The 20,951-nt window shown below is 60.1% G+C and carries 19 protein-coding genes; 14 read left to right on the forward strand and 5 right to left on the reverse strand.

Annotated features, from left to right (window positions below):
* The 6 genes from HNW77_RS09680 to HNW77_RS09705 all read left to right on the forward strand — a co-directional run.
* A partial coding sequence (locus HNW77_RS09680; RefSeq protein WP_172157280.1) for an MSMEG_0570 family nitrogen starvation response protein occupies window positions 1–250 on the forward strand: 250 nt, incomplete at its 5' end.
* A gap of 16 nt (window positions 251–266) precedes the next feature.
* The gene (locus HNW77_RS09685) at window positions 267–1,514 is read left to right on the forward strand and encodes an MSMEG_0569 family flavin-dependent oxidoreductase (RefSeq protein ID WP_010512404.1); all 1,248 of its coding nucleotides are present in this window, start codon (window positions 267–269) and stop codon (window positions 1,512–1,514) included.
* 15 nt (window positions 1,515–1,529) lie between these two features.
* Complete coding sequence (locus HNW77_RS09690) at window positions 1,530–3,302, forward strand: AMP-binding protein (protein ID WP_048851489.1); 1,773 nt, start codon at window positions 1,530–1,532, stop codon at window positions 3,300–3,302.
* A gap of 278 nt (window positions 3,303–3,580) precedes the next feature.
* A complete protein-coding gene (locus HNW77_RS09695; RefSeq protein WP_087608923.1) occupies window positions 3,581–5,014 on the forward strand; it encodes a cytochrome ubiquinol oxidase subunit I in 1,434 nt (477 codons plus the stop codon).
* 2 nt (window positions 5,015–5,016) lie between these two features.
* Window positions 5,017–6,036 (forward strand): cytochrome d ubiquinol oxidase subunit II, encoded by a 1,020-nt coding sequence (cydB, locus tag HNW77_RS09700; protein WP_087608924.1) that lies wholly within the window; start codon window positions 5,017–5,019, stop codon window positions 6,034–6,036.
* Entirely contained in the window at window positions 6,023–6,172 is a 150-nt protein-coding gene (locus HNW77_RS09705) for a DUF2474 domain-containing protein (protein ID WP_081477948.1), read from the forward strand. Before cydB ends, HNW77_RS09705 begins: the two co-directional genes overlap by 14 nt.
* A 424-nt stretch (window positions 6,173–6,596) precedes the next feature.
* Here HNW77_RS09705 and HNW77_RS09710 read toward each other — a convergent pair whose 3' ends face one another.
* Entirely contained in the window at window positions 6,597–6,758 is a 162-nt protein-coding gene (locus HNW77_RS09710; protein ID WP_239020463.1) for a hypothetical protein, read from the reverse strand.
* Window positions 6,759–7,064: 306 nt separating this feature from the next.
* Here HNW77_RS09710 and HNW77_RS09715 point away from each other — a divergent pair, with 306 nt between their 5' ends.
* A complete protein-coding gene (locus HNW77_RS09715) occupies window positions 7,065–8,138 on the forward strand; it encodes an alkene reductase (RefSeq protein ID WP_087608926.1) in 1,074 nt (357 codons plus the stop codon).
* 312 nt (window positions 8,139–8,450) lie between these two features.
* Here the strand turns inward: HNW77_RS09715 and HNW77_RS09720 are convergent, their stop codons facing one another.
* Window positions 8,451–9,377 (reverse strand): ketopantoate reductase family protein, encoded by a 927-nt coding sequence (locus HNW77_RS09720; RefSeq protein ID WP_110560946.1) that lies wholly within the window; start codon window positions 9,375–9,377, stop codon window positions 8,451–8,453.
* Window positions 9,378–9,463: 86 nt separating this feature from the next.
* Window positions 9,464–10,912 (reverse strand): tyrosine-type recombinase/integrase, encoded by a 1,449-nt coding sequence (locus HNW77_RS09725; RefSeq protein ID WP_172157282.1) that lies wholly within the window; start codon window positions 10,910–10,912, stop codon window positions 9,464–9,466.
* Window positions 10,913–11,345: 433 nt separating this feature from the next.
* Here HNW77_RS09725 and HNW77_RS09730 point away from each other — a divergent pair, with 433 nt between their 5' ends.
* Window positions 11,346–12,683, forward strand: coding sequence for a transposase (locus HNW77_RS09730; protein ID WP_171791132.1), 1,338 nt, complete (start codon window positions 11,346–11,348; stop codon window positions 12,681–12,683).
* A complete protein-coding gene (locus tag HNW77_RS09735) occupies window positions 12,673–13,449 on the forward strand; it encodes a segregation/condensation protein A (protein WP_110560944.1) in 777 nt (258 codons plus the stop codon). Before HNW77_RS09730 ends, HNW77_RS09735 begins: the two co-directional genes overlap by 11 nt.
* A 76-nt stretch (window positions 13,450–13,525) precedes the next feature.
* Here the strand turns inward: HNW77_RS09735 and HNW77_RS09740 are convergent, their stop codons facing one another.
* Window positions 13,526–15,346 (reverse strand): recombinase family protein, encoded by a 1,821-nt coding sequence (locus HNW77_RS09740; RefSeq protein ID WP_241694388.1) that lies wholly within the window; start codon window positions 15,344–15,346, stop codon window positions 13,526–13,528.
* 13 nt (window positions 15,347–15,359) lie between these two features.
* Window positions 15,360–15,548 carry a hypothetical protein gene (locus HNW77_RS09745; RefSeq protein ID WP_083824344.1) on the reverse strand — a complete coding sequence of 63 codons (189 nt, stop codon included), beginning with the start codon at window positions 15,546–15,548 and terminating at the stop codon, window positions 15,360–15,362.
* A gap of 241 nt (window positions 15,549–15,789) precedes the next feature.
* Here HNW77_RS09745 and recD2 point away from each other — a divergent pair, with 241 nt between their 5' ends.
* The 5 genes from recD2 (at window position 15,790) to HNW77_RS09770 (ending at window position 20,772) form a co-directional block, all read left to right on the forward strand.
* Window positions 15,790–17,976, forward strand: coding sequence for an SF1B family DNA helicase RecD2 (recD2, locus tag HNW77_RS09750; protein ID WP_040000208.1), 2,187 nt, complete (start codon window positions 15,790–15,792; stop codon window positions 17,974–17,976).
* A gap of 168 nt (window positions 17,977–18,144) precedes the next feature.
* Window positions 18,145–18,405: a type II toxin-antitoxin system RelB/DinJ family antitoxin gene (locus HNW77_RS09755; RefSeq protein ID WP_003618686.1), complete on the forward strand. Its 261-nt coding sequence runs from the start codon at window positions 18,145–18,147 to the stop codon at window positions 18,403–18,405.
* On the forward strand, window positions 18,402–18,695 hold the full coding sequence (locus tag HNW77_RS09760) for a type II toxin-antitoxin system RelE family toxin (RefSeq protein WP_003618711.1): 294 nt from the start codon (window positions 18,402–18,404) through the stop codon (window positions 18,693–18,695). The genes HNW77_RS09755 and HNW77_RS09760 overlap by 4 nt, the downstream gene beginning before the upstream one ends.
* A 131-nt stretch (window positions 18,696–18,826) precedes the next feature.
* Window positions 18,827–20,089, forward strand: a complete 1,263-nt coding sequence (locus HNW77_RS09765; RefSeq protein WP_029604386.1) for a cation:proton antiporter — start codon at window positions 18,827–18,829, stop codon at window positions 20,087–20,089.
* Window positions 20,089–20,772, forward strand: a complete 684-nt coding sequence (locus HNW77_RS09770) for a YoaK family protein (RefSeq protein ID WP_159263359.1) — start codon at window positions 20,089–20,091, stop codon at window positions 20,770–20,772. The genes HNW77_RS09765 and HNW77_RS09770 overlap by 1 nt, the downstream gene beginning before the upstream one ends.
* Window positions 20,773–20,951: the final 179 nt, after the last annotated feature.

The following is a 20,951-nucleotide window of genomic DNA, read 5'->3' on the forward strand; positions in this document are numbered from 1 at the left end:
GCAGGAGACTGACTGTTACTCCCCATCGCTGGTCATAAGGGACCACTTCACGCCCGGTCAGGATTATCCGGTCCGGGAGTTTCTTGAAAAGGCGGACACCGCCCTGACGGACGCCAGCGAGCGGGTTCGCGCCCGCTACGGCTTCCCATGCAGCCGCGCCCGTGGCCAGCTTCAGGCCATAAGGCAGGCCAGTGCGCCCTTCCTGAACCAGTCCGACGCGCAGGTGCGCGTCCTGTCCTTCAGTTATTGAGACGAAAAGAACGACCATGACACAGAACGAGAAAACCATCCCCGTCATCATCGTGGGTGGCGGACAGGCCGGGCTCTCCATGAGCTGGTATCTCTGCCGCGAGAAGGTGGAGCACATCGTCTTTGAGGCAAAGACGGCCTGCCATTCGTGGGATGATGAACGCTGGGACAATTTCTGCCTGGTCACACCGAACTGGCAGTGCGAACTTCCCGGTCATCCCTATAAGGGGAAAGACCCGCACGGCTTCATGGTGAAGCAGGAAATTATTGACTACGTGAAGGGCTTTGTCGCCTCCTTCAATCCGCCCCTGCGCGAGCACACTGCCGTTACCTCCATCACCCGCCATGAAGGTGGTGGCTACCGCGTGGTAGCAGGTGGTGAGACGTGGCACGCAAAGCATGTTGTCATCGCATCAGGCGCATATCAGGATGCGGTCATCCCCGGCTATGCCAGCGCGATCGATCCCGCCATCCATCAGGTTCACTCGCAGGATTACCGCAACGCGGCCCAGTTGCCGGAAGGGGCTGTGCTGGTCGTGGGTAGCGGCCAGTCCGGCGCGCAGATTGTCGAGGACCTGTTCCTTGAAAAACGCAAGGTCCATCTCTGTGTCGGTTCCGCCCCGCGCGTGTCGCGCTTCTACCGTGGCCGCGACGTTGTGGACTGGCTTGCGGACATGCACTTCTACGACCTTACGGTGGATAATCACCCTCTGCGTGACGGTGCACGCGACAAGACCAATCATTACGTCACGGGCCGAAATGGAGGCCATGATCTTGATCTGCGCCTCTTTGCAAAGAAGGGCGTTGGCCTGCATGGCACGCTGGAGACAATCCGCGATGAAGTGGCGCACTTCGCGCCGGATCTGAAGGAAAACCTTGATGATGCGGACAAGACCAATGCCGACATCAAGAAATCCATTGACGCCTACATCGCCCGTGAAGGGATCACGGCTCCGACCGAAGCCCCTTATGTGCCTGTGTGGGAGCCCGATGGCAGTAACACCCCGCTCGACCTGAAGGCTGCCGGGATCACTTCGATCCTCTGGTGCATCGGCTTCCGCCCGAACTATCGCTGGATCGACGTGCCGGTCTTCAACGGGGCCAACAAGCCGGTCTGGCATCGCGGCGTGACCGATGCGCCGGGCTTCTACTTCCTCGGCCTGCCATGGCTGCACACCTGGGGATCGGGACGGTTCTCCGGTGTTTCGCGTGATGCCGCGTGGCTGGCCAGCCAGATCACCGGCAAAGACGTGCCTGTAGCCTGAACGGAGTAAAGCGCCATGCTTCCATGGACAACATATGAGGCGATGTATGACGCGGCCACAAGCCAGCCAGAACAATTCTGGCTGGAGGCGGCGCAACGCATCACATGGAAGCAGGCACCTGTGAGCGCATGCAGGACACGGGCGGATGGCTGGCATGACTGGTTCCCCGACGCCACGCTCAACACCTGCCATAACGCCGTCGACCGGCATGTAGCGGACGGACGCGGCGGGCAGGCGGCGCTGATCTGGCATTCCTGCGCCACGAAGGAACGGCAGGTGGTAACCTACCGGGAACTCCAGGGCAGGGTGGCCGGGTTTGCCGGCGGCCTGCGCGCGCTGGGGGTGGAGAAAGGCGACCGCGTCCTGATCGCCATGCCCACCATGATCGAAACCGCCATCGCCATGCTGGCCTGTGCGCGGATCGGGGCGGTGCATGTGGTGGTTTTTGCGGGTTACGCCGGACCTGAGCTGGCTCGGCGGATTGATAGCGTGGCGCCGAAAGTCATCATCATCGCCAGTTGCAGCTTTCAGGGGCAAACCACCATACCATCCCAACTCGCCCTGAATGAGGCGCTAGCCGAAGCCGAGCATAAACCCCAGGCCTGCGTGATCGTGCAGCGAGCGACCTGCCCGGCTCAGCTTCTGCCGGAACGGGATCACGATTTCCATACGCTGGAACAGTCCGCGCCGGCAGAGCCGGTCATGCTGAGATCTGAAGATCCCCTGTATATTCTTCATACATCCGGCACGACAGGTCATGCGAAGGGCATCGTGCGCGACAATGGCGGGCATGCCGTGGCCCTCGCCCTGTCCATGGAGCTGATCTATGGCTGCGAACCCGGCGATACGTTCTTCACGACATCGGATCTGGGCTGGGTGGTAGGCCATTCCTACGGGGTCTATGCACCGCTGCTCAGCGGCTGCACCAGCGTGATCGTGGAAGGCGGCGCATCGGCTTCCGCCATCCGCGCGCTTTGCCATGAGCACGAGGTGAAATGCCTGTTCACCACACCCACCCAGATGCGCCTCATGCGGCAGGAAAGCCGCAACCTGTCAGGGGCCATCCTGCCTGCACTGGCCCGCATTTTCGTGGCCGGGGAGTATGCGGACCCGACATTGCTGGAGTGGGCACGATCCTATTTTTGCAAACCCGTGGTCAATCATTGGTGGCAGACCGAAACCGGATGGAGCATCACCGCGCATTTCTTTGGCCTGCCCGAGCGTGAGCCGGTTGCGCTCATGAACGACATCGGGCGGCCTGCACCGGGATTCCGTCCGGAAATCATGCTGTCCATACCCGGTGAACAGTGCGGCGAAATTGTCCTCTCCCTGCCGCTGCCACCCGGCTGCCTGGCTGGCGTATGGAAGGATGGAGCGATCCATGTTCCTGCAGCTTACCTGGACGAGACCGGCCAGTATTATCGTACCTTTGACGAAGGTATGATCGAGGCCAGCCGCGCCGTGCATATGCTCGGGCGTTCCGATGATGTCATAAAGGTCGCGGGCCGGCGAATTTCGGGCGTACAGATCGAAAAGATCATCGCCGCCCATCCAGAAGTTCATGCCTGTGCCGTAGTGGCCACCCCTGATGAACTGAGAGGCCAGCGACCTGTCGCCTATGTAGTACCTAACTCCGGCGTAGAAGGCAGACCTTCTTCCGAGGAGATAATCGGACGGGTCAATCACGCACTCGGTCGCTGGATTGGCCTTAAGGAAGTCCGCTTCGTCAAACATCTGCCAACAACGGTTTCAGGAAAGATCACGCGGAAACGCCTGTTGGTATCTTAACGTTATCAGGCTCGTACCAGATCATTCTTACGGAAAAATGGTGAGCTCAAACAGACAGTCCGGAGACTCTGCACTTATCAATATGTCATGGTTAAAGGATTATTAGAAAGACGACAGAATGGTAACTGAAGGCGTCTTCAAAAATCAAAAAAATAACAGATGCCTACATCTATCAGACAGTGCGAATATTCCAACAACAAAACCGTCTAGCAGTCTGCATTTATTGAAATTTTATATTTCTTATAACTGCGACTGAATCAGGATTTGGGGAATTACCCATGCAACCATCTCACGATATCGCGCTGCTTCTTGCACGCTTCCAGTTCGCCTTTACCGTAGGCGTCCATATTGTTTTTCCTGCCTTTTCAATCGGCTTGGCAGCCTATCTGGCCGTACTGGAAGGATTATGGCTTAAAACCGGCCGTGCGGCCTATCTTGATCTCTATCGATACTGGATCAAGATATTCTCGATCGTCTTTGGGATGGGCGTCGTCTCCGGACTGGTCATGTCGTATGAATTCGGCACGAACTGGTCAGTTTTCTCGCGGAAAGCCGGGCCTATTACAGGTGTCCTCCTATCGTATGAAGTCATGACAGCCTTCTTTCTCGAGGCGGGCTTCCTAGGGGTCATGCTCTTTGGCATGAACAAGGTGGGACGCGGCCTGCATTATGCAGCAACATGTTGTGTCTCGGTCGGCACACTCATCTCGATGACATGGATCCTGGCCTCAAACTCATGGATGCAGACGCCGCAGGGATACACGATTGATGCTGCTACCGGTCGCTTCATACCTGCGGACTGGCTTGCCATCATTTTCAATCCCTCTTTCCCTTTCCGGCTTGTGCATATGGGTCTGGCGGCCTTTCTTTCGGTTGCCTTTATAGTAGGGGCGACAGGGGCGTGGCATCTGCTCAAGGCACGCCGTGCGGGCACCCAGGCAAGCGAACCAGTGCGCCTGATGTTTTCCATGGCGATGTGGATGGCAGCCTTCGTTGCCCCTCTGCAGGTCCTCGCCGGTGACGCCCACGGGTTGAACACGCTCAAATACCAGCCGGTTAAAATTGCTGCGATGGAAGGGGACTGGGAGTCAGAAGCACGTGCCCCTGAACTACTGTTCGGTATTCCCAACATGAAAACCGAACATACGGATTATGCCATCAGGCTGCCGCTGGCCGGGTCGCTCATCCTGACACACAGCCTGAATGGCAAGGTACCGGGCATGAAGGATTTCCCGCGTGACCAGCGTCCGCCTTCTCCCGTGATCTTCTTTTCCTTCCGCATCATGATTGCGCTGGCGATGCTTATGGTCATTGTCGGGTTCTGGTCACTCTGGCTGAGGCACAGAGGAACTCTGTTTAGCAGTCCGGGATTTCATCGGGTCGCCGTATGCATGGCACCGGCCGGTTTCATCGCATTGCTGTGCGGTTGGGTGACGACCGAGGTTGGGCGTCAACCATGGACCGTTTACGGTTTGCTCAGGACATCCGATAGTGTTTCCCCGATTGCTCTGTCCAATATGGCGCTGACGATGACCGTCTTTGTTGTAGTCTACGTAATCGTATTTGGATCAGGCATCGGCATTCTGGGCCGCCTGCTAGCACGCGCACCACAGGAAGGAGAGCATGAGACCAGCCCCTCTCATGCCCCGGATATTCTAGCCACAAGCACTCATCCCAAAGTCATCAATCCCTCTTCTGGCGAAGGAGCCTGAACATGATGGACGTCGCATACTGGCTTCCGATCATATGGGCCGTTATTCTGGTCGCTGCGATCACCATCTATGTCGTCCTTGATGGCTTTGACCTTGGCATCGGAATGCTGTTCGCCGTGGAACGGCATGAAGGCCGCAGGGATGTGATGGTCAACACCATTGCCCCTGTATGGGACGGAAACGAAACGTGGATGGTCCTTGGTGGCGCTACGCTTTACGGGGTCTTTCCTGGGGCCTATTCAACCCTGCTTCCCGCGTTTTACCTGCCGATCGTGCTCATGCTGGTTGCCCTGATCTTCCGGGGTGTAGCCTTCGAATTTCGTATCATGACACGCGGGACTGGACGCGAAAAACTGTGGGACGGTGGCTTCATGATTGGATCGGGAATCGCTGCTTTCTGCCAGGGCGCAATCCTCGGCGGAGTTGTTCAGGGAATCAAGGTCGTGGATGGAGCTTTTGTTGGCAGTTCAATGGACTGGCTGACCCCATTCAGCGTGCTGTGCGGACTGGCCGTCATGTGCGGTTATGCCCTGCTCGGGGCAACTTGGTTGATCTGGCGCACAACCGACGTGCTAGAAGCTTCCTGCCGCAAATGGGCGAAGCTGCTGGCAATCGGGTTGTTTGTATGCATCGTCGCTGTCAGCCTGTGGACGCCTATGTTGCACGCACCCTACCTGCGACGCTGGACCGAGTGGCCCAATATCGTATTTGTCGCACCCGTTCCCCTTCTGGTAATCGCACTAGGTTTTCTACTGACCATCGGTCTGCGTCGTGGGCATTCCAAAGGACCCTTCCTGTGTGCTCTCGGTTGGTTCTTTCTCTGCCTGTCCGGACTCGGGATTACGGTATGGCCGTATGCTGTTCCGCCCGGGTTGACGCTGTGGGATGTATCATCCCCCCCATCCAGTCAATTTTTTCAACTGGTCGGCACCGTCATCTTGCTGCCGATCATCCTGACCTACACAGTCTACTCCTATCGTGTGTTCCGGGGAAAGGTAACGGAAGCAGATGGCTATCATTGAGATTGTACAGGGCAATGGGGACAACGCGCCCCGGCGCCTTAGCCAGCGTATAGGTTGGTTCATTGGCATATGGACGCTTAGCACAGCAGCGTTATTCGCAAGCGCACTACTCGTTCACATGATCGTACCAAAATGACTAAATCTGTGGTTGTTCTGACAACCACAGATTCATTTTTTAACATTGATTATACCCAGTTGAATTCCTGCCACGATCTTATTGAGCCGTTTAGCGGCGATCTTTTGCCTGATTTCGGGTCGCCGGAAATAAATCGGTATCTCACAGAGCAACGGGCCGCCGTCCCATGCTGTTGCCATGATCCGCATTGAACTAGGGCGTTTCGTCAGTTAAGCGGGAGGATTATGCCGCTTGTACTCCCGTTTGATCTGTGATGTTTTCTTCCTGTTGATGGGACGGGAAGAGTGTGAATGCGACGGTATGGTCTGAGCGACAGTCAGTGGAAGCGGATAGCCCACGCGAGCCAGGCCATGCGTGCAGGACGACTGGTCATCATGGTGGACGATGACAGCAAGTAGAACGAAGGCGACGTGGTCATGGCGGCTCAATTCGTGACGCCTAAGCGGCCCAGAAACATAGCGAAACGGCCGACATTGCGAAGGTAATTGCGTTGCGTTCCCTGGGAGAACCGCCGCACCGCCATGTCATCAAGCAGGCGCTGGCGAAGGTGACTGATTGCAGCAATGCACAGGGACTCCGTCATCATCCGGGCTCCTTTTGGTGGGAAAAAGCCAGAGTGCTTGGCCCGATCAGGACAGTTACAAATAAAATAGATCTCTCACGCCGTGGTGACAGACTTCCATGTCACACCAATCCCGCGCAGCGGGTTCGTTCATTCAACTGATCGGTGCATGCGCGGACACTGCTCAGATCGGCAAGGTCCAGGGCAACCAGTTCAGATGCTCAGCCTGCGCGTTCTACCTCAAGTCAGACGAGGTGGTAGGCCTCCTGTTGTATTCCACATGAGGCTTCCCAAATCCCTAGGAACTGCGTTTTTTAAGAAGGATCTGTCATGCCCAGCCTGTTTGAGCCGATTGAACTGGGAAGCATTTACGCAAAAAACAGAATTCTCATGGCGCCGCTGACACGTGGCCGGGGCACCCGCGAGCATGTACCCACTCCCATCATGGCCGAATATTACGCGCAACGCGCTGGGGCCGGTCTGATTATCTCGGAAGCGACTGGTATCAGCCGCGAAGGTCTTGGCTGGCCGTATGCGCCGGGTCTGTGGTCGCAGGAACAGGTAGAAGCCTGGAAGCCTATCACCGCTGCAGTCCATGCAAAGGGCGGAAAGATCGTGGCCCAGATCTGGCACATGGGCCGCATGGTGCATTCCAGCGTGACGGGTCAGCAGCCTGTGTCCTGCTCGGCGACAAAAGCACCTGAAGCGCTCCATACTTATGACGGCAAACAGGCTCCCGAAATTGCCCGTCCTCTTACCAGGGAGGACATTGCCCGCATCCTGGACGATTATGAAAACGCCGCTCGCAATGCTCTTCAGGCAGGCTTTGACGGTGTGCAGATTCATGCCGCCAACGGTTACCTGATCGACGAATTCCTGCGGGACGGCACCAACCATCGTTCCGACGAGTATGGCGGTTCGCCGGAAAAGCGCATCCGCTTTCTGCGTGAAGTCACGGAACGCGTGATCGCAACGATTGGCGCGGACAAAACGTCAGTACGGCTGTCCCCCAATGGCGATACGCAGGGCTGCATCGACAGCCATCCCAAGCAGGTTTTTGTGCCGGCGGCAAAGCTGTTGAACGACCTCGACATCGCTTTTCTTGAACTGCGCGAACCCGGACCGAATGGCACGTTCGGCAAGACCGATCAGCCCAAGCTGCATGGCCCGATCCGCGAAGTGTTTAAGAAGCCGCTGGTTCTGAATCAGGACTACACACGCGATGAAGCGATCGAGACAGTTGCAACCGGTGTTGCAGATGCCATTTCATTCGGTCGCCCATTCATCGCCAATCCGGACCTCGTGCGTCGTCTGGAAGACAATCTGCCCCTGAACAAGGACGATATCCGCACCTGGTACTCGCAGGGTGCAGAAGGCTATACCGATTATCCACTTGCTCGCTGACACCCTATTTTTTCCCGCAAGCTCCTTCCAGGGAAAGGAGCTTGCATTTTAACTATAGAAAACATTTAGATGCCGACCTGATACTTGTCATGTGCAGGATGAAATCACTTGAATATTTCTACCCCCTGTCATGAATTTGAATGCTGCGAAAGCCTGTTTTTGGTAGTCCCTATGACAGCCGACTATCTCCTTTCTCCCAAGTCAGACGTTTCATTCCGGCTGTTCATGTGGGAAGAATTATCGTCGAATAAGGCGGCCATGATCTATGAAGCGGATGTGTCCGCCGGTACCTCGTGTCCGCCCTGTGCGTCTTCACGCATGCCTTTGCTGTTCATACACGCGCAGATTCAGATCCGTGAGATCCAGGAGAGGCGTAGGGATCTGATGGACGCGTGCCCGCCTGACCAGGTCACCAATAATCTGCTGCGCCTCCACAGGAGCGCCCTGCAGCAGATCCCGGAACATGGAGGACGTCAGGGTGGAGTCCGTTTTCGTCAGGAGACTGACAGTGCTCTTCAGGGTGGCATCCCGCAGGGGATAACCGGCAGCAGCGGCCGTTGACGCACATTCATGGATCACCGCCTGTGCAAAATCCTGACCTGCTGGCTGGCTGGCGACATCCCCCACGGTTCCGCGCATCAGGCAGCAGATGCTGCCCAGGGCGGCGAGCAGAACCCATTTGTCCCACATGTCCTGCAGGATGTGGGTGGAACACACGGTTTCAAATCCGGGCCCCGACAGGGTTTCCGCAATACTGCACGTCGCTGGCGTCTCACGACCGTCCCGCTCCCCCACGGAAAGCCGGGGGAGAGAACCCGCCTGGACAATGCGCCCCTGCGCATCAAGCTTGCTGACGATAAAGCACGTCCCCCCCATGACCGCGGCAGGGCCAAAGCGGTCTGCCAGACTATCAAGATGCTGCATGCCGTTGAGAAGCGGGACAATCCATGTTTGCGGTCCCACCGCAGGCGCAAAATCGTTCATTGCACCCGTCAGGGAATAGGCTTTTACGCTGAGCAGGATGATGTCGTAGGGACCCTCAATCCCACCGGCCATCACCATCCGGGGGGCGATGGTGACGTTGCCAACGGAACTGATCAGGCACAGGCCCTCGGTACGGAGCTGCTGCAGGCGCCTTTCGCGCACCAGAAAAGTCACGTCATGCCCGGCGCTGGCCAGACGAGCGCCAAAATACCCACCCACGGCACCCGCGCCGACAACAAGAATTCTGGAGCCCATCACGCTGTTTCCTCTCTTTGATCCGCCCTGACGTGTTGCGGTTGAAGGCGAGTTGAAGCGCTCTGGAGGCAGGGGTCAAGACAGGCTCAGAATCTCGATCTTCCCGGGTGCCGGGCCTTGATGCTGGCTTCGTCGATATAGGTCTCGACGACCTGAAGGCTTTTGTGACGCGAGAAGCGCTTCAGTTCCAGGAGATCATACCCGTCCTTTGCTCCTGTGGTGATGGCGCCGCGACGCAGGCTGTGTCCGCCAAAGTCCCCCTCAAGGTGGGTGTCGCCGCAGCGTTTGCGGATGATGTCCGTGACTGCCCGGTCCGACAGGGCGTGCGGCCCGATCCTGGGCGGGGTCCCGACGGGAGTGGCGCCCGCCCTGCGGTCCCGCGCGGACCAGATGCGCCGGAAGACCGGACCTTCCGTGATCCCGGCCTGCCGGAGCCAGGTCTCGTATGCCAGAACCGGGCAGTTCCGGGTCAGGCCCCGCGGGATGCCGATCAGAGTACCCTTGCGCTGGGGATCCCCCTTGGACCGGCCCAGCCGGATCTGCATGCCATCCTCGTCCACCGTGATGTCGTCCACCTTCAGTGCGGCCAGCTCGGAGCGCCGGAACGCGCCGGCAAATCCGAGCAGGAGAATGGCCCGGTCCCGCGCACCGACCAGATCGTGGGGGCTGATGGCTTCGACGACCCGGACCAGCCTGTCCCAGGTGAGCGCGGTTTTCTGGCGGGGCAGGGTCTCCTTTGCCTCCCGACGGATGCCGGCAAGCGTTGCGGTCACCATCGGGTGGGCGGTGGGTACGGCAATCTGCGCCAGGTGGTGCAGGTAGCGCAGGGCGGCCCGATGCAGGTCGATGGTGCTGGTCCTGCGGCCCTGCAGCGCCATGTCGGCCAGATAGGCGGCAACGTCCTCGCTACGGGCCGGCAGGGCGGGCAGGGCATGACCGGCAGCCCAGCGACACCAGGACCGCACGGCAGCGCGATAGGTGCGCAGTGTGTTCTCAGCCTTGCTGCGATGCATATAGGCATCGGCCGCCTGACGGGCCGTAGCCAGGCGGCCATCATGTTCGGGGACGGGCTGTGCCGAGACGACGGAAAACCATTGCGCGACGGCAGCGGCCGGCTGGCCGACGGGCGCAGGGGGCGGCGCTGCGTCTGCGGTCTCGGGACAGGGCTCTACGGGCTGGAGCGGCCGGAACCAGGCCAGGAAGCAGGGGGTGCCATCATCGATTTCCAGCCCGACGGCCAGTTCAAACCCTGATGGGATATCGGCCACATGGTCCTGAGCCATCTGCTGGGCCGCCGACGCATACGGCACGTTCTGGGCGAGAGGGGTATCCGGGGAATAGGTACCGTCCGGCAATTCGATGCCGGCCAGAAGCAGGGGCAGGGGCGGGGTGAACCGCGCGGTCGAGAGGATTTCACGCCAGCGCGCCGGGTCCTGTGTCTCGGCCAGACGCTGCCGCGTCAGGGGGTCAACACGGTCGTGCAGCGCGGCCTGCGCGCGCCTGCTGGCGCCAAGGATCCGGACGTCGCTCAGCATGGCAGGGTTGCCTGCGCATATGACCCCTGGCCATCACCTGGACAGAGGGGAAGGGGCACACGGACAGGCTTGGCGAAAAGGCTCGGAAACAGGCGCATTTCGGAATTTTAGCAGGCATTTTGGAATTTTTCATCTACTTCCGACAAGATAACTTATCGGAAGTAGATTTTTGATCGGTCGGATTTTGACTGGCAGGGAGAGGAGGGAGCAGAAAGTCCGGGAAACCCCGCCTTTCAGGATCAATCGGGCGCTTTTCCGTTCTCCAAAACCCGTTAACATGATACGACGTATTATATGAAGCACAAACGCCTTAATATGGTCAGGGTCAGGCAGCGCGGTTTTCCGCTGAGGGTGGGCAGGCTGTCCGCTTTCGCCGTCCGTCCGACGTCGGCCTGCAGCGAGTTTAGGGCGGAAAACCGGGGATCCGACCAGAATGGCTGAGATCGGTCGACCGCTGCAGGCGGCGCGGCCCCCGACCGGCCTGTCGCCGGCCACGGCACGGGCCTATGCGGCCTCCTGGCGCGCCTTTGTCAGGACCCAACCAGCCGATAGCGGCTTTCCGGTCGGCCCTGTGGCGGTGGCAGCGTGGCTGGAGGCCCGGGCGAAGGCGGGACGGCCGCGGCAGAGCCTGGTGGTGGATCGCGCGGCGCTGACGGCGTGGTGTGCCGCCAATGGCGAGGGGCTTGATGTCGCCCTGCCCGCTACGCGGGTGCGCCGGACCGGGGCCGGGGTCGATGTGGCTTCGCTGCTGGCCGCCGCGCGACGCTGCGGCCCCGACCTGTCCGGCCTGCGCGACCGGGCTTTGCTGCTGCTGGCGGCCACGCTGGACATCGGCGCTGAAGCGCTGGCCCGGCTGACGGTGGAAGACATCAGCGACACGACAGACGGCATGACCGTCGCCCTGCTGCGGCCCCGGTCCGGGCACCACCAGCTGCGCCGGTTGCGGCGGCGCCGGGATCCGGCCGTCTGTCCGGTGCGGTCCTGGGCCGCCTGGCGCGCCGCGGCGCAGTTGCGCTGGGGGGCAGCGTTCCGGGGGATCGATGCGCATGGCACGATCGGGGATCCATTGTCGGTGCCGGGGATCCGGTTCGTGCTGGACCGGACACTGGGACGTCCGGACCGCCCGGCCCACCGGGTACCCCGGACAAAATCCGGGTCCCCGCCAGAGTCCTCAGTTGGGACAGCGGCGCGCCGACGCACGACGCGGCCCGCCCCGGATTGGATCTGGACGACGTTGACGGTGAGCGGTCCGGTGGGTGCCGTGGCCCGGTTCCGGGCGGCGGCCCAGGGCCCGGGGATCATTCCCTGGCAGGTGGATTTTGATTACGAACAGGCCCGCCTGCTGGCGCCGATGGCGGGAAAGGGGGCGCAGGCGGTGACGCTGGCCCGGCTGCTGCGGCAGGCGTCCGAGCGCCTGCATCGGGTTGCCCTGCAGCATCAGGCGGCAGGCACCCCTGCCTGTGCCTTTGACCTGCACCGACTGGTACCGGTTCCCGGTCCCATTCTTGAAGCCGGGGCGGACTCCCGTGCGGCGGCAGCCTGGCTGCAGGCGCAGTGGGGCACGCTGCTACCGTTGCGCCGGGTGGAGGTCGAAGCCCCGCTCGACCAGCGCGCGCGCCGCAGTGCCCGGCTGGTCTACCACTTCTGGTCGGCGGAATGGACGCCGTGGCAGGCGCTGGAGCAGATACGGACAGATTGGCCAGAGCTGATGTTCGACATTCGGCCGCATTACGCACGCGCTGATGACAGGAAGACCGCCAATGTCGCCTGACGAGGACGAAGACTGGGGCGATCCGCCGCGCCGGCGGCCGCGCCCGGCGGTGCCCGAGTTCCATGTCGAGGGGTTTGACGGCCCGCTGGACCTGCTGCTGGATCTGGCAGAACGGCAGCGTCTGGATCTGGGCGTCCTGTCCATCGCGGACCTGGCGGCCCAGTTTGTCGCTGAGGCGGAGCGGTTGGCCCGCACGACGCCGCTCATGCAGCGCGCGGACTGGGTGATCTGGATCGCCCGGCTGGTGTTCCTGCGCTCGCGGCTGCTGTTTGCCAAGCAGGCGGAAAAACAGCTTGCCGAAAAAGAGGCGCGCCGGACGGTCGGCCAGATCGAGGGGATGCTGGAGATGCGCGCAGCGGCAGACTGGCTGGAAGCGAAGCCACAGCTTGGGGTGTCGGTTTTTGCGCGGGGCAGGGGCGCCGTGAAGAGCGGCGTTTTGGGAAGGCAGGGGACGTATTTCAGTCTAATGGAAGCCTGTCTCGGTACGCTGGAGCACGAATTGGCACGGGTCGAGACATCCGTCCCGATCTATCGGATCGATGTGCCCTCCTACTGGCGTGTGAGCGATGCATTGGCCTTTATCCGAGCGAAAATGAGAAACGGAACTTTCCGGAACATATGGGGCTGTGTTCCCGCGATGGCGTCTACCGAGCCTGAGGGAACGATTGGTCGTCGAACGGCTGTGGCTGCGACATTTGTGGCTGGGCTGGAATTGGTGCGGGCGGGAGATGCGTCAATCGATATGATTAAATTTCCCGTGGCGTGATGTATAGCGGTTGCAGACTCTCAGGAATGGTCAGGATCTCGCCATTAGATCCGCTTTCGCATGCGAAGGAATGGGACTACACGACTGAGTTTATGCTACACTGCGTATTGCTCATGAGAAACCGCGTCTGTCTAATGAAGTATCCCTCAATATCCTGCGTGGGATTACCGATGAGTCCCGTGCGAGAGAGATGCGACGATACTCGCGCCGGTACGGGCTTTCTGGCACATAACCCGAAGGCCGTAGGTTCAAATCCTGCCCCCGCAACCATCTCAAATTGCGATAAGAACGCATCACGAACCCCAGTCCGGAAACGGGCTGGGGTTTTCGTTTGTCCGCCCGACGCCATCGTCAGGATGCCGGCAAGATCGCCCCGGACATCGATCTGGAGGCCCTTGTCGGACGGCGTGAGGATGATCGCCTCGATCAGCGAGCGGATCACCTCGGCCGCCTCCTGGCGCTTCTCGTCCAGCTCGGAATGCAGCATGTCGTGCAGGCGTGCGAGTTGCCGGTGGTAGAACTCCGCCATCTGGGGATGGAGCAGGGGCGGGGGTGCTTCGGCAGTCGCAAGGAACTCCTTGAGTTCTGTCTTGCGGGCTTCGAGTTTCGATCCGCGTTCCTTGACCGTCTCGATCGAGATCGCTTCCGAAAGGTAGAGGTCCATCAGGCGCTGGATGTCGCGCTCGACCCGCTTCAGTTCTGATTCCGCTGCGCCGATGTCGGCCGATGCCTCCATGCGCAGTCGGTTCATCTCGGTGGTGAAGGCCGAGCAGAATTCGGCGAACAGGTCCGGGTCCATGAGGTGGTGACGCAGGGCGTCGAGCACGCGCCGCTCCAGTTCCTCGCGGCGCATATTGGTCCGGTTGTCGCAGGTGCCCTTGTTGCGGGCGGTCGAGCAGCCGAGCAAGGTGCCGGAGATCATCGAATAGCCGCCGCCGCAGCAGCCGCATTTGCTCAGGCCGGAGAACAGATAGCGGGGACGGCGCTTCTCGCGGAAATGGTCAGGCGAGGATGTGTCGTGGCTGGCGCTGACGCTGGCCTGCCGCGCCTTGACGGCATCCCACAGATCCTGATCGACGATCCGCAGGTCCGGCACCTCCTGGATCACCCACTCGGCTTCCGGATTGGGGCGGGCCTGGCGCTTGCCGGTGTCGGGATCCTTGATGAAACGCTGGCGGTTCCAGACCAGCCTGCCCACGTACATCTCGTTGTTGAGGATCCCGGTGCCGCGTAGCCGGTTGCCATTGATGGTCGAGAAGCCCCAGGCCCCGCTGCCCGGTGCGGAGATGCCTTCGTCGTTGAGACGGAAGGCGATGGCGCGCGGTCCCAGCCCGGCTGCGAAGTCGCGAAAGATGCGACGGACCACCTCGGCTTCCTGCGAGTTGATGGTGCGGTCGCCCCGGATCGGCTCCCCATTGGCGTCGAGTTTGCGTACCACGTCATAGCCGTAGGCATTGCCGCCGCCGGACTTGCCCAGCTCGACCCGGCCGCGCAGGCCGCGATGGGTCTTCTCCGCCAGGTCTTTCAGGAACAGGGCGTTCATCGTGCCCTTGAGGCCGACATGGAGGTGGGAGACTTCGCCCTCGGAGAGGGTGACGATCCGCACGCCAGCATAGTTCATGCGTTTGAAGACGCCGGCGATGTCCTCCTGGTCGCGGGAAAGGCGGTCCATCGCCTCGGCCAGCACGATCTGGAACCGTCCGCGCTGTGCATCCGCGATCAGCGCCTGGATGCCGGGCCGCATTAAAGACGCGCCCGAGACGGCGTGGTCGGTATATTCCTCGACAATGGTCCAGCCCTGTTTTTCCGCGTAGGTACGGCAGACGCGGAGCTGGTCAGCGATCGAGGCGTCGCGCTGGTTGTCGGACGAATAGCGGGCGTAGAGCGCGACCTTCATGGCGGGGTATCCCTTACGGTCCGGAGCGGCGGCGCTGCTCCTGTTGCTGAGATCGGAACCAGTCCCGTGCCGCGCGACGGGCCATGAGGCGGACGAGCGCCACGAGACGCGGGTCGGGAGCATCGGGGCGCAGGACAAGCCGCAATTCGGGCTCGGGTGGTCGATACGCCGGGGCAATGGACTGGCTGGGTCTGTCGGTCATCGTTGCTCTCTTCCGACCGCATGGCAAGGAAAACAGATGCACGATCCGGACAGATGACTGTTATTTCAAAGGAAATCCGCATTGTGGAAGGTCGCGCCTGCGCGTGCTCCAGAGTGCGGAATCGTAGTTATGGGTAGTCCCGGATAGAGGCGCGTCGTACAAATACTGGCTTACGGCGGCGTGACGGAAGGGGAGGGCGAATCATGAACGATACGGAAGTGCCGATCCTCCGGCAGGCCGGATGAGCGGACGCGCCACCGACTCTTCGCTCACGGAAGCGCTGGCAGGCCTCGTGGAGCGGGTGACGTTCCACAACGCCGAGAACGGCTTCTGCGTTCTGCGGGTGAAGGTGCGCGGACAGCGCGATCTGGTCACTGTCGTCGGCCATGCCGCTATGATCTCGGCAGGCGAGTTCGTGCAGATGTCGGGGCGCTGGTTCAACGATCATACCCACGGGCTGCAGTTCAAGGTCGAGTTCCTCAAGGCCAGCCCGCCGACCACGGTCGAGGGCATCGAACGCTATCTGGGCTCCGGCATGATCCGGGGCATCGGCCCCGTCTACGCGAAGAAGCTGGTGAAAGCGTTCGGCGAGGCGGTGTTCGACCTGATCGAGCAGGAACCTGAACGCCTGCGGGAGGTGACGGGCATAGGCCCCAAGCGGGCCGAACGGATTGTCGGTGGTTGGGCGGATCAGAAGGTGATCCGCGAGATCATGCTGTTTCTGCACAGCAATGGTGTCGGCACCTCGCGGGCGGTGCGTATCTTCAAGACCTATGGTCAGGATGCGGTCCAACTGATCAGCGAAAATCCCTATAGGCTTGCGAAAGACATCCGGGGGATTGGGTTCAAGACCGCCGACCAGATTGCCCGGAAGATGGGGATCGCACCCGACGCGATGATCCGGGTGCGGGCAGGGATCTCCTACGCGCTCGGCGAGGCCATGGATGAGGGGCATTGCGGTCTGCCGGTCGGGGAATTGCTGACCAGCACCGCCGAACTGCTGGAGGTCGCCGCCCCTCTGATCGAGACAGCCCTCACACTGGAACTGGAAGCGGGCGACGTGGTCGCTGACAGCGTGGGAGAGACGAGTTGTATCTTCCTTGCTGGTCTCTATCGCGCGGAGCAGAGCATCGCCGAGCGACTGCATGCCTGTACCGTCGGCCGACCGCCTTGGCCGGAGATCGATGCTGAAAAAGCCATGACCTGGGTGGAGAAAAAGACCAGGCTCGCTCTGGCTCCCAGCCAGCAGGAGGCGGTGCGCCTGGCTTTGCGCAGCAAGGTTCTGGTGATCACCGGTGGTCCTGGCGTCGGCAAGACCACGCTGGTCAACGCCATCCTGAAGATCTTGACGGCCAAGGGCACGGACGTGCAGCTCTGCGCGCCAACGGGACGGGCGGCGAAGCGCCTGTCGGAAAGCACCGGATTGGAAGGCAAGACCATCCACCGCCTGCTGGAGACAGATCCGGCGACCGGCAGCTTCAAGCGGGACGATACCAACCCGCTGACCTGCGATCTGCTGGTCGTGGACGAGGCCAGCATGGTGGACGTGCTGCTTATGCGCTCCCTGCTGCGTGCGTTGCCCGATAGCGCAGCCCTGATGATCGTGGGCGACGTGGACCAGTTGCCGTCGGTCGGACCGGGGCAGGTGCTGGCCGATATCATCGCCTCCGGTGCTGTCCCTGTGGTGCGGCTGACCGAGGTGTTCCGCCAGGCGGCGCAGAGCCGCATCATCACCAATGCGCATCGGATTAACGAAGGCAAAATGCCGGAGTTGAGCGCGGAGGAAGGGTCGGATTTCTACTTCGTCGAGGCGGCGGAACCGGAGATCGGGCTGCGCAAGTTGCTGGTGGTGGTGAAGGATCGCATTCCGGCGCGGTTCGGACTGGACCCGGTCCGCGACGTGCAGGTGCTTTGCCCGATGAACCGGGGTGGCCTTGGTGCGCGGTCGCTGAATATCGAATTGCAGCAGGCGCTGAACCCGCCGGGCGAGGTGAAGGTCGAGCGGTTTGGCTGGACCTATGGTCCCGGTGACAAGGTGATGCAGATCGCCAACGATTATGACCGGGACGTTTTCAACGGGGATCTCGGCGTTATCGACAGGATCGATATCGAAGAAGGCGAACTGACGGTCTCATTCGACGGACGGGAGGTCGTTTACGGCTTCGGCGAGCTGGACGAACTGGTGCTGGCCTACGCCACCACGATCCACAAGAGCCAGGGATCGGAATATCCGGCGGTGGTCATCCCGCTGGTGACGCAGCATTACGCCATGCTGGCGCGGAACCTGCTCTACACGGGCGTGACACGGGGGCGGAAGCTCGTCGTGCTTGTGGGGCAGAAGAAGGCGCTGGGCATGGCCGTGCGAAACCAGGGCGGAAGGCGACGGTGGTCGAAGCTCAGGGAGTGGCTGGCCGGTAGCGTCGCATGATGGAGTGGCGGGGGTGAAGGGTGTGTCCCCATGTCGGCTTTCGCCTCTTTTCTGCCGTTTCCGCAACCGATCAGGTTTCTCGAATGCAGACATCAGCATCGACCATCTTTCGCTTCATTTGTACCAACAGCTGTGATACATATGTGCATACACGCAAGGAGGCTTTGTATGTCTGCTGTTACATTCCGGGTAGATGAAACGCTGAAGGCAGCCGCAGTTAAGAAGTTGTCGGCTCAAGGCATTTCACTTTCTGACGCACTGCGCGATACGCTCGCGTATATTGCTGAAACGGGTCGCTCTCCCGTCAAGCGGAGGCTTGTCACAGACGAGGATGCGGAGCTTATCGAGATTGTGCGCGAACGCCTAAAAAACCCTGCCCAAAAGCATCGTATGACTTTTGCAGAGCTTAAGAACCGTCATCGCGAATGAAAGAGTATTGTCTTGAATTCGACGACAGAGCACTCAGAGAGTGGGATGCTCTTGACGGCAGCGTGCGTAAGAAATTTGAAAAGAAGCTGGAAAAGCTGATCTGGAACCCTCACTCTCCAGGAAACGAACTGCATCGCGACCTATCAGGGTTTTATAAGATCAAGCTTCTGAAAGATGGTTACCGCCTTGTTTATCAGGTCATCGACGAACGGATCGTCATCTATGTAATTGCCGTTGGCCGGAGAGCCGATAATGAGATTTATGAACTGGCTTCGAAGCGAACAGAGTGAATTTACTTTCTTGGTAGAAAGTCAGCTCCCGCCCTCATTTTTGCCATTCAATGCCCGGTTAAGTTTCTCGAATAACAGACTATTCCCGGTTTTTCTTGACGTGAGGCGCCAGGGCGGCCAGCGATGAGGCCATGGATACAATCAGTCTTCTTGCCCTGCTCCTGACCTTCTCGGCAGGCTTCAGCATTCTCAACCACCACACATTGCGTGTTCCTGTCACGATTGGCGTTCTGGTCTTCTCATTGCTGACCTCGCTGTTGGTCATGATCCTGAACCCGCTGATCCCGGCCTATGATCTTCAGGCTCTCCCACGATCCGTGCTCGGTGCCATCAATTTGCCTGCGGCACTTCTGAACGGTGCCCTTTCGCTGCTGCTTTTTGCGGGAGCCATGCAGGTGAATGTCGGACATCTGCGCGCAAAGCTGATGTCTGTAACAGCCCTCTCTATTCTGGGAACCGTTCTGGCCGTGGCTTTTCTGGCGGTCGCGGCGTGGTGTGTTTTCCCCTTTCTGGGGCACGCCGTTCCCTTTACATGGTGCATCGTACTTGGCGCCATTCTCGCTCCGACAGACCCGGTTTCAGTCGTGGGGATGCTGAAACGTCTCGGCCTGCCAGGACCGATACAGGCCGTTTTTGCGGGTGAGAGCCTGTTCAATGACGGCGTGGGCGTCGTCATTTTCGGTGTGACGATCGGGCTGGCGACTGGAGACAGTCAAGGGGTGGGCGCTTCTGAGATTGCCATGAGCTTCTGCCGCGAAGCGCTCGGTGGTGGTCTTCTTGGAGCGATAACCGGGTGGATCGCGCTTCGTGTGCTCAAGGCGCAGCGTGACCCGCATATCGATCTGCTGACCTCGCTGGCTCTGGCGACCGGAACCTTCAGCATCGCCAATCAGCTGGGGATGTCCGGAGCGATTGCCGTCGTCGTGGCCGGACTATGTTTCGGAACCAGTTACAGCCATTCCGTTTTCGATGAAGTATCCCGCAAGGAACTCGACATTGCATGGACGCTGATTGACGAAGTGCTGAACGTGCTCCTGTTCATGCTCATTGGCTTTGAAATATTGGAGATCACGCCGCATCTGTTTACGGTGCTGGCGACGCTTGCCGTGATCCCGCTGTCTATTGCCGTGCGGGCATTGAGCGTGCTGTTCTCCACCCTGCCGGTTCATCTCCGGCAGTGGGAACGGGGCCGTGTTCTCGGTATCCTGACATGGGGCGGCCTGCGTGGCGGCATCTCGGTTTCTCTGGCGCTTGGCCTACCACCCGGAGACCTGCGCGACCTGCTACTGCCTGTTTGCTATGGTGTCGTGGTGTTCACCATCATCGTGCAGGGTCTGACCATGGAGCGGGTCGCCCGCAGGCTCTATCCGTCAATCGCTTCCCGGTCGCAATAATGCCCTCCTCCCTTCTCCCGGTCTCGATTTCCGCCCGGCGGATTCTCATTCTCGGGCTTGTCGCAGGCTATGTGGATGCCCTGAGTTTCGTCGATCTGGGCGGTGTCTTTGCAGGCGCGATGACGGGCAATACCACGCATATGGGCGCCTCGTTTATCAGCGGAAACTGGCACCATGGCCTGCTTCTGGTGGGTGTGCTGGGTGTCTTTTTCCTTGCCGCCATCCTGTCCGGCCTGATGCGGCTGTTATGGTCGCCAGCTTATGGTGTCATGGTGATGACAATCTTCATGGTTCTGGCACAGATCGTGCATGGATCCTCCCTACGCTACTGGGGCGAATTTCTCGTGCTTCCGGCACTGCTGGCTGTTCAGGGCGAAACGATCGCGAAATTCTCCGGCACGCCCATGCCCACGATCGTCGTGACAACAAACCTGCTGAAAGCCGCATCGGGAATTGCGGAATGGATGGCGTCATGGATTGCGCCGGACAGGAACATTCGCCCTATCGCAGGAAGCATTTTTCTGCCGCTACTTTCGTGGGGGGCTTTTCTGGCAGGCGTGATGGCCGCCGCTACGGGGCTGGCCTTGCACGGTAGTTTTCCGTTCCTGTGGCCCGTCCCTTTCCTTGTCTTTCTATACCGGGATATCTGGAAAACAGAACGTGCAGGGCAAGACGATAATTGAACATTCAGTCCGGCAGGACCAGATCAGACGTGGGACGTAATGCGTTCACGAATGCGAATATGCCTCTCGGTTAGGTCGGGTTTTCATGCCTGACAGCCGACATTCTCCTTTCCCCCCCCAAAGCTGACATGAGCGGACCAAATATCTGGTGTCAGTTTTCCCCTCTGCAGTCCGCATTC

Origin of the sequence: Komagataeibacter melomenusus, from assembly GCF_013155395.1 — a bacterium.
GTDB lineage: Bacteria > Pseudomonadota > Alphaproteobacteria > Acetobacterales > Acetobacteraceae > Komagataeibacter > Komagataeibacter melomenusus.